Origin of the sequence: Lampropedia aestuarii (genome assembly GCF_004803635.1) — a bacterium.
GTDB lineage: Bacteria > Pseudomonadota > Gammaproteobacteria > Burkholderiales > Burkholderiaceae_C > Lampropedia > Lampropedia aestuarii.
In genome coordinates, this window is sequence record NZ_SSWX01000033.1 from 19,892 (window position 1) to 27,898 (window position 8,007).

An 8,007-nucleotide genomic window follows, 5' to 3' on the forward strand; every position below is an offset into this window, starting at 1 on the left:
AACAAGAGGGGGAATGGGGCGGCGCGGGCGCGCCAGTGTTATACAGCGTTGCGAATCACGTCTTGAAAGGCGCCTGCGCTGCGGCGTGCCTCGGGTTTGGGCACGGCGGCAATCAGCGCCTGGGTGTAGCTGTGCTGGGGCGCTTGCCAAATTTGGCGGCGGTCCCCGCTCTCGACGATCTGGCCCTGGTTCATCACCAATACGCGGTCGGCGATATAGCGAACGACCGACAGGTCGTGCGAGATGAACAGGTAAGACAGGCCAAAATCTTCTTTCAGCTCGGCCAATAGATTCAGGATTTGCGCCTGTATCGACACATCCAGCGCCGAGACCGGCTCGTCCAGAATCACCAGCGAAGGCCGCACAATCAGCGCGCGGGCAATGCCAATGCGCTGGCGTTGCCCGCCAGAGAACTCGTGCGGAAACCGGCTGGCGCTGCTGCCCGGCAGGCCGACGCGGTCCAGGGTCTGGGCAATGCGCTGGCGGCGTTGCTGGCGGTCTTTTTCGCCGTGCACGGCCAGCACGGCATCCAAGGTGTCAAACACGGTGCGGCGTGGGTTCAGCGACGCATACGGGTCCTGGAAAACCATCTGAATGCGCTTGCGCCAGGGCTTGAGCTGCTTTTCGTTCAGTGGGGCCAAATCCGTGCCTTCAAACACGATCTGGCCGCTGGCCGGTTGAATCAGTTTCAGCAAGGTGCGCGAGAGCGAGGATTTGCCGCAGCCCGACTCGCCCACCAATCCGAGCGTTTCGCCTTTGGCAATGTCAAAGCTCACGCCATCCACGGCGTGGAACAAGCCGCCTTCGCGTTTGCGGTAGGTGGTGTGTAAACCCTTGACCGAGAGCAGTGGCACGGCGGTATGGGCAGGCGCGGCGGCTTGGCGTTCAGGCAAGGGCGGGGTGATGTGCTTGAAGCCGCGCAGGCCGCTGACCGGGTCGGTGTGGCGGTGGATTTCTGGCAGGCGCGCTTCGCAGCAATGGACGTCCTTGCCCGCATGCAGAGACGCGCCCAGCAAGCCCTTGGAGTAGGCGTGCTGGGGACTATGGAACAACTCCAGCGCCGGGGCCTCTTCGACCTTTTCGCCATCAAACATCACCAGCACGCGGTCGGCCCATTGCGAGACCACGCCCAGGTCGTGGGTGATGATGAGCAAGCCCATCGACAGGTCTTTGCGCAACTGGTCAAGCAATTCAAGAATGCGCGCCTGCACCGTGACATCCAGCGCCGTGGTCGGTTCGTCGGCAATCAGCAAGCGCGGCTGGCAGGCGACGGCCATTGCAATCATCACGCGTTGACGCTGGCCGCCCGAGAGGTGGTGCGGGTAGTCGTCAATGCGGCGCTGGGGCTCGGGGATTTTGACCAGATCCAGCATCTCCAGGGTGCGCTTGCGCGCCGCTTCTTTGGACAGGCCCTGGTGCAGGCGCAGGGTTTCGGCAATCTGGCTGCCAATCGTGTGCACCGGGTTCAAGGAGGTCATGGGCTCCTGGAAAATCATCGAAATCGCATGGCCACGAATGCGGCGCAATTCGTGCAACGGCAAGTCGGCGATATTGCGGCCATCGAACTGGATGCGGCCGCTCAGGTTCGCTTCAGGCCCCAAGAGGCGCAGCAAGGCCAGCGCGGTGGTTGATTTGCCGCAGCCCGACTCGCCCACCAGTGCCAGGGTTTCGCCCTGGGCAATCGTGAAGTCGAGGTTCTTGACCGCGTGGTGGCTGCCGCTGCGGCTGCGAAAATGCACATTGAGTTGCTGCACATCCAGCAGGGCTGAAGAGGAGGGAGTAATCAAGCTCATGAGCGGCCTCGCAGGCGTGGATTGAACGCGTCGTTGATGCCATCGCCCACCAGATTGAGCGAGAGCACGGTCAAAATAATGGCCACGCCGGGCACGGCCGTCAGGTACCAGGCGGTGCGCAGCAACTCGCGGCCTTCGCCGATCATGCTGCCCCACGACACCACATTCGGATCGCCCATGCCCAAGAAGGACAAGGCCGACTCCATCAGGATTGCGGTGGCCACCAGTACCGAGGTGGTCACCACCACCGGCGGCAGCGCATTGGGCAGGATTTCGCGGAAGATGATCCAGCTGTCGCCAAAGCCTTGGCTGCGCGCGGCCAGCACAAATTCGGCTTCGCGCAAGGAGCGAAATTCGGCGCGCACCAGGCGGGCAATCACCGGCCAGGACGCCGCGCCAATCGCAAACACAATCACATTCACCGAGGGCTGGCCAATCGCGACGATGACAATCACCAGCAAGAACGTTGGCACGGTCTGGATCAGCTCGGTAAAGCGCACCAGAACATCGTCAACCCAGCCACTGAAGTAGCCGCCAATCGCCCCCACCAACACGCCAATGGTCAGCGCAATGCTGGCGGCCACTGCACCGACCGACAAGGACACGCGCGCACCATGGGCCAAACCAGCGGCCACATTGCGGCCCAACGAATCAGTGCCCAGGAAAAACTCGCGCTCCTGACCCGGCCAGGCCAAGGGCATGCCGACCATGTCCAGCGGATCGCCGGGAAACAGCACATTCGCAAACAAGGCGACAAAGGTCACAAAGCCCAAAAGAGCGATGCCCGCCAGCGCTGAAGGGTTGCGCAATAGCGCTTTCCAGGCCGCGTGTTTATTGGGCGCAGGCAGGCTGGCCAAGGCGGCCAGCGCTTGCGTATCCAGCGCATTGGCGGCGGTCTTCAAGGGCTCGGCGCCGCTGCTGGAGATGGGAGTGGGGGGCGTCATGACAATCCTTGGTATGAAAGGGAGCGTGCCAAGCTCAGCGCACCTGGATGCGTGGGTCCAACCAGGCTTGCAGCATGTCCACCAGCATGTTGGCCACAATCACAAGCAGCGAGGACAAGAACAAAATGCCCAGCAACACGGAGTAATCCCGCGCCAATACTGACTCCAGCGCCAGTCGGCCCAGGCCCGGCCAGCTGAACACGGTCTCGATCACCGTCGCACCTCCCAGCAGCGCGCCAAAGTGCATGCCAGCCACCGTGGTGACCGGGATCAGCGCATTGCGCAAAACATGGCCAAAGGTGATGCGGGCGGGCGACAAGCCCTTGGATTCAGCGGTGCGCACATAGTCTTGGCGGTTGACTTCCAGCATCGAGGAGCGCGTTAAGCGCGAGAAAATCGCGATGAAAAAACCCGAGGTGGTCACCGCGGGCAAAAACAAATGGCGCAATTTGTCGACAAACAAATCCCAGCCTACCAGGCCTGCGCCAATCGTGTGGCTGCCGCCGGTGGGAAACCAGCCGAGCTTGACCGACAGCAACACAATCGCCATCAGGCCCAGCCAGAAGGTTGGGGTCGAATACAAGAGCAAAGCCAGCACCGAGAGGATCTTGTCTTGCCATTGGCCGGCGCGCGCGGACATCAGCACGCCCAGCAGGACGCCAATCAGCACCGCAATGCCCAGCGCCGTGCCCATCAGCAGCAAGGTGTTGCCCAGCCGGTCAAAAATCAAAGTTGCCACCTGGGTGTTGTGGCGCGGCGAGATGCCCAGATCAAACTGCACGATATTGAGCAGGTAGTTGCCCAGGCGCTGCAGCATCGGCTGGTCCAGGCCGAAATGGCTGCGCAATTGGGCCATGCTTTCTTCGGTCGCCGCGCCCGATTCGGCCGCGATCACATCGGCCGCATCGCCAGGCACCAGCTCCATCAAAATGAAGTTCAGGATGATGATGCCCAGCACGGTGGGCACGGCTTGCCAGGCATTGCGTTTGAGCACGCCGGCAATGCGCGCGAGGTTGGAGGTGGCGGGTGCGCTCATGGTTGTGGCCTTCAGGGCTTGGCAAAGTACAGATGGGCCAAGTTGGTGCGTGTGCCCTCGGCCGTCACGCTCCAGTCCTTGACGCGATTGTTTGCGGTCGTCACGTTCGGGTTGGCGCCCACATTGAGCAGCTTTTCTGCAGCCCTGGTATCTAACGGGTAGTGTTTGATCGCCTCGTTGTGAAAGCGCGATTCGGCTTTGCCAATCGGAGAGGCCGACAAAGTGCCCTGGCCATACCAGATGGTTTTGGCAAAGGCATTCAAATTCAGCGACTGCGCGACCGCTTGGCGCACGGTGCGCTGCTTGAAGGGCTCGGAGTCGAAGCTGAAATACATCTGCGGGTGCTCGCCCACATACGGCCAGGCGGTGATGTCTACGTCGAAGTTGGGCAGCTTTTGAAAGCGCTCGATATCAGACAGCGCAATGGCCTTGTTGGCTAGTTGCACCTCGCCCGACTCCAGCGCCGCAGCGCGGGTCGCGGCATCGGGCACAGAGCGCACGACGATCGCATCCAGGTAGGGTTTTGGCTTGTCCCAGTAATTCGGGTTGCGTTCCAGGCGGGCGTAGTTGCCGCGCACGCATTCCTTGAAGAGGGCAGCCAACTGCGGCAAGGGCTTTAGCTCAAAGTCATAGGTCAGCAAGCCTTCCGCCACTTTGGGACCCAGCTCCGTGCTGCCGCCTGCGGTGGTGGCCAGCGGGATAAAGGCCGCAGGCTCAGGGGGGACGATCCAGTTTAGCGTGCCGCCCTGCTGTGCTGTGGTATTCGCGCTGGCACTGCCTGACAGAACCAGTGCGGCCAGCGCCAAAGACAATGCGATGCAGGAAATACTGGTTGATTGTTGGATGCTGGTCATGGAATGCGCAATCGTGAGTGCCAATCTAAAGTGCAATAGGGAATGGAAATAATTGCGCATGGTATGCATAGAGATTAGGGCGCGTCAAACATTCTTAATTCATTAGTTAATGGTGTTGGTTTGTTGTTCGTATATGGTTGCTTTTTATTTGTATTGCTGGGTGTGGTGAATTGTGATTAAGTGTGTTTGCTGTGGAGTTTTTTTTTGTTAATTAATGGTTGAATGGTGTCTGATTGATTGCATTTTATTTGACATGATGAGTCAGCGATTCTTGGTGGTTGCTGTTTGACAGTTTTTGTATTTTTTAATGATTTTTATTTGTAAAATATATGAATTAGTAAATGAAAAAAAATTATTTGGTGTTGGTTGGGTATTGTTTGAATAATGCTTTTTTATAGGTTGTTTGCAGCCCTATCCGAGCTTTGATGTGTTTTGATGTGTTAACTGTTTGATTTTTTTTAGGTGGGTTTGGCATGTTCTGACATGTGTGGTGGGTTTTTTTGCTTGTTGTTATTTATTTTTTATTCATTAATTCGGGAAATACGTATGGATTTTTCATTGGGGAAGGCCGGTTCTATTGCCGAGCTGGAGCGCTTTGCTTCGCCATTGGATGATCCAGGTAGCCCGTTTTCTCAGGCACTCAAACAGCCGCTGCAGCTGGGTCTGTTCTGGCCGATCCAGGCCGGTGGCTGGAGCGCCTCAACGCTGCCGCGTAGCACCGACTGTGGCTGGGAATGCAACCGTGATCTGCTGCTCAAGGCTGAGTCGCTGGGTTTTGATTTGGTATGTGCGTGGGCGCAATGGTTGCCAAAAGGAGGTTGCGGTGGTGTGTTGGATGGCAATGCGTTGGACTCGTTTCAGACCACGGTGGGGCTGACGGCAATCACCAGCCGGATCTCGCTGGCCTCGACCATCCATGTGCTCTATGGCCCATTGCACCCTTTGCATTTGGTCCAATGGGGCACAACGCTGGATCATATTTCGGGCGGGAGCTGGGGCATCAATGTGGTGACCGGCCACCGCGCGGTCGGGCACAAAACCTTTGGCTGGAATCGCATCGAACACGGCAGGCGCTATGAGTTGACTGCCGAATTCATTGAGGTGTTGCAGCGCCTGTGGAGCGATGGCGAGCCGTTCAGTGTGCAGGCGAATCCAGCTGCAAGCTCAAGAATGCCTTCATCACACCCAAGCCCCAGTTTGGCAGGCTGCAGCTGGTCAATGCGACCGGCTCGGAGGCGGGTATTGCGTTGTTCAATTGCACCAAGCCGGTGTCGATGGCCTGCAGCTGAGTTTTTATGACTTCAAACCGGATTTGGAGTTTTTTTGGCGACCGTATTGTGCCGCTGCTCAAGCAAGCTGATTTGCGTCTTTAACCGGCCTATTTGGTCGACCCATCTGACCTACTGATACGGGGAGTATGACATGCCTTTTTTTACCATTCGCACTATGACTTTTGCGCTGGCTGTGCCTTTGCTGGCGTGGACGATGGCCTATGCGCAGGCGCAAGACACGGCCAGCAGCAAAACGCCGGTGCTTGGCGGCACCTTCAGCTATGCGGTCGCGCAAGAACCTACGACCCTGGTGTCCTTCTTGGACACCAAGACCGACAACCGCAACGTCAGCGCCAAAATCACCGAAGGCCTGTTGCGTTATGACCTGGACTTCAAACCCCAGCCTTTGCTGGCCACCGAATGGCAGATCAGTGACGACGGTCTGCGCTATACCTTCAGGCTGCGCGAAGGCGTCCAATTCCACGATGGCACAGATTTCAGTTCGGTCGATGTGCGCTATTCGATCCTGAAGCAAAAAGAGTTGGGGCCGCGTGGGCGCATCACCTTTGCCAATGTGCGCGATGTAGAGCTGCCCGATGCGCATACCGCCGTGATCGTGCTGGACAAGCCCGCGCCGTATTTGATCAATGCGCTGTCGTCGGCTGAAACACCGATCGTGCCGGCTGCGCGCTATGGCGATGCCGATCCGTTGGCACACCCAAATACCAACCAGCCAATTGGCACGGGTCCATTTGTATTCAAGGAATGGGTCAAGGGCAGCCATGTGGTGCTGGATAAAAATCCCAACTATTGGCGTGATGGTTATCCGTATCTGGATCGGGTAATTTTCCGTTTTGTGAAGAACGCTGCCTCGATCTCGGCGGCGATTGAAGCCGGCGAAGTCAATGGCGCTTTGAACGTGGCGATTGCCGACATAGACCGGCTAGCGCAGAACCCAGCCTTGGCGGTTGACGATACCTACGATGCATTTTTGAACAACGCCTTATTTTTGGAGTTTAATCACAACAATCCTATTCTGGCCAACGAGCAAGTGCGCCAGGCGATTGCCTATGCGTTTGACCGCCACTTCATTGCTGACAGTCTCTACTACAAGCGCGCGCAGGTGGTGAACTCGCCGATCCCGGCAATTCTTGTCGATTACTACGACGACAGCACTTTCCAATACACGCTGGACATTGCCAAGGCCAATGCCTTGCTCGACGAGGCTGGCTATCCCCGTAAGGGCAAGCAGCCGCGTTTTGACTTGAAGCTGAGCTTTTTGCCGTCGGCTGATTTCAAACGCGCGTCCGAGTACATTCGCGCATCGCTGAATCGCGTAGGCATCAAGGTCGAGATTGTCGATGGCGATTTGCCGACATTTCTGAACCGCGTCTACAAAGCGCGTAGCTTTGATCTGAATCTGAATGGCATGGGGCGTTTGTTTGACCCAACGGTGGGCGTGCAGCGCATGTACTGGTCGGATGCGATTCGCAACCCCACTCCTTGGGTCAATGCCGCACATTACAACAACCCGCGTGTCGATGCATTGTTCACGGCCGCCAGTGTTGAGACCGATGCTGGCAAGCGCGCTGCGCAGTTCAAAGAGATCCAGCACATCGTAGGCCGCGAGCTGCCGGTGTTACCGCTGGTGACCTCGCCATCGGCTTTACAGGTCTACCAAAAGCGCGTGCACAATCTGAACAACAGCGTAGACCTGACGGCAGGCGATTGGTCGGATCTGTGGTTGGAGGCCCAATGACAACAACTTCTTTGAATGCCTTGGCCTTTGCGCCAGCCCATGAACAGGCCCGGGCGTTGACTACCCGCGAGCTCACTGCAGGGCTATTGTTGGCGTGGGGCTGCAAGGCATCGACCAGTACACCCCAGCCATCAACGCGGTGAGTGCCTGCGATGCTGCATCAGCCGAGGCACAGGCACGTGGCGAGCGCAAGCCGCTGCTGGGTGTGCCGATCAGCCTGAAGGGAAATTTTCAGATTGCGGCTAGGTGAGGTGACTGCCGCCGGTGATCGGGTTTTGCAAGACAACTGCGCAGTCTCCGATGCACCTGCGGTGGCGACTTTGTGTATTGACCCACTAAAAAGCTGCACA

At 57.9% G+C, this 8,007-nt stretch carries 6 protein-coding genes and 1 pseudogene; 3 read left to right on the top strand and 4 right to left on the bottom strand.

Features of this window, described 5'->3' with window-relative positions; all coding sequences use genetic code 11:
• Positions 1-38: 38 nt before the first annotated feature.
• From E8K88_RS16995 to E8K88_RS17010, 4 genes are read right to left on the bottom strand one after another with little or no spacing between them, the layout of a single operon-like run.
• On the bottom strand, positions 39-1,793 hold the full coding sequence (locus tag E8K88_RS16995; protein WP_136407867.1) for an ABC transporter ATP-binding protein: 1,755 nt from the start codon (positions 1,791-1,793) through the stop codon (positions 39-41).
• Positions 1,790-2,737 (bottom strand): ABC transporter permease, encoded by a 948-nt coding sequence (locus tag E8K88_RS17000; protein ID WP_136407868.1) that lies wholly within the window; start codon positions 2,735-2,737, stop codon positions 1,790-1,792. Before E8K88_RS17000 ends, E8K88_RS16995 begins: the two co-directional genes overlap by 4 nt.
• A gap of 34 nt (positions 2,738-2,771) precedes the next feature.
• Positions 2,772-3,773 (bottom strand): ABC transporter permease, encoded by a 1,002-nt coding sequence (locus E8K88_RS17005; protein ID WP_136407869.1) that lies wholly within the window; start codon positions 3,771-3,773, stop codon positions 2,772-2,774.
• Between the two features lie 11 nt (positions 3,774-3,784).
• On the bottom strand, positions 3,785-4,627 hold the full coding sequence (locus tag E8K88_RS17010) for an ABC transporter substrate-binding protein (protein ID WP_168797379.1): 843 nt from the start codon (positions 4,625-4,627) through the stop codon (positions 3,785-3,787).
• A 546-nt stretch (positions 4,628-5,173) separates the two neighbouring features.
• Between E8K88_RS17010 and E8K88_RS17015 the strand changes: the two are divergent.
• The 3 genes and pseudogenes from E8K88_RS17015 to E8K88_RS18095 form a co-directional block, all read left to right on the top strand.
• Positions 5,174-5,871, top strand: a pseudogene (locus tag E8K88_RS17015) (LLM class flavin-dependent oxidoreductase); the annotation flags it as partial.
• A gap of 178 nt (positions 5,872-6,049) precedes the next feature.
• Positions 6,050-7,657 (top strand): ABC transporter substrate-binding protein, encoded by a 1,608-nt coding sequence (locus E8K88_RS17020; protein ID WP_136407871.1) that lies wholly within the window; start codon positions 6,050-6,052, stop codon positions 7,655-7,657.
• Positions 7,654-7,800 (top strand): hypothetical protein, encoded by a 147-nt coding sequence (locus E8K88_RS18095; protein WP_168797380.1) that lies wholly within the window; start codon positions 7,654-7,656, stop codon positions 7,798-7,800. Before E8K88_RS17020 ends, E8K88_RS18095 begins: the two co-directional genes overlap by 4 nt.
• Positions 7,801-8,007 lie beyond the last annotated feature (207 nt).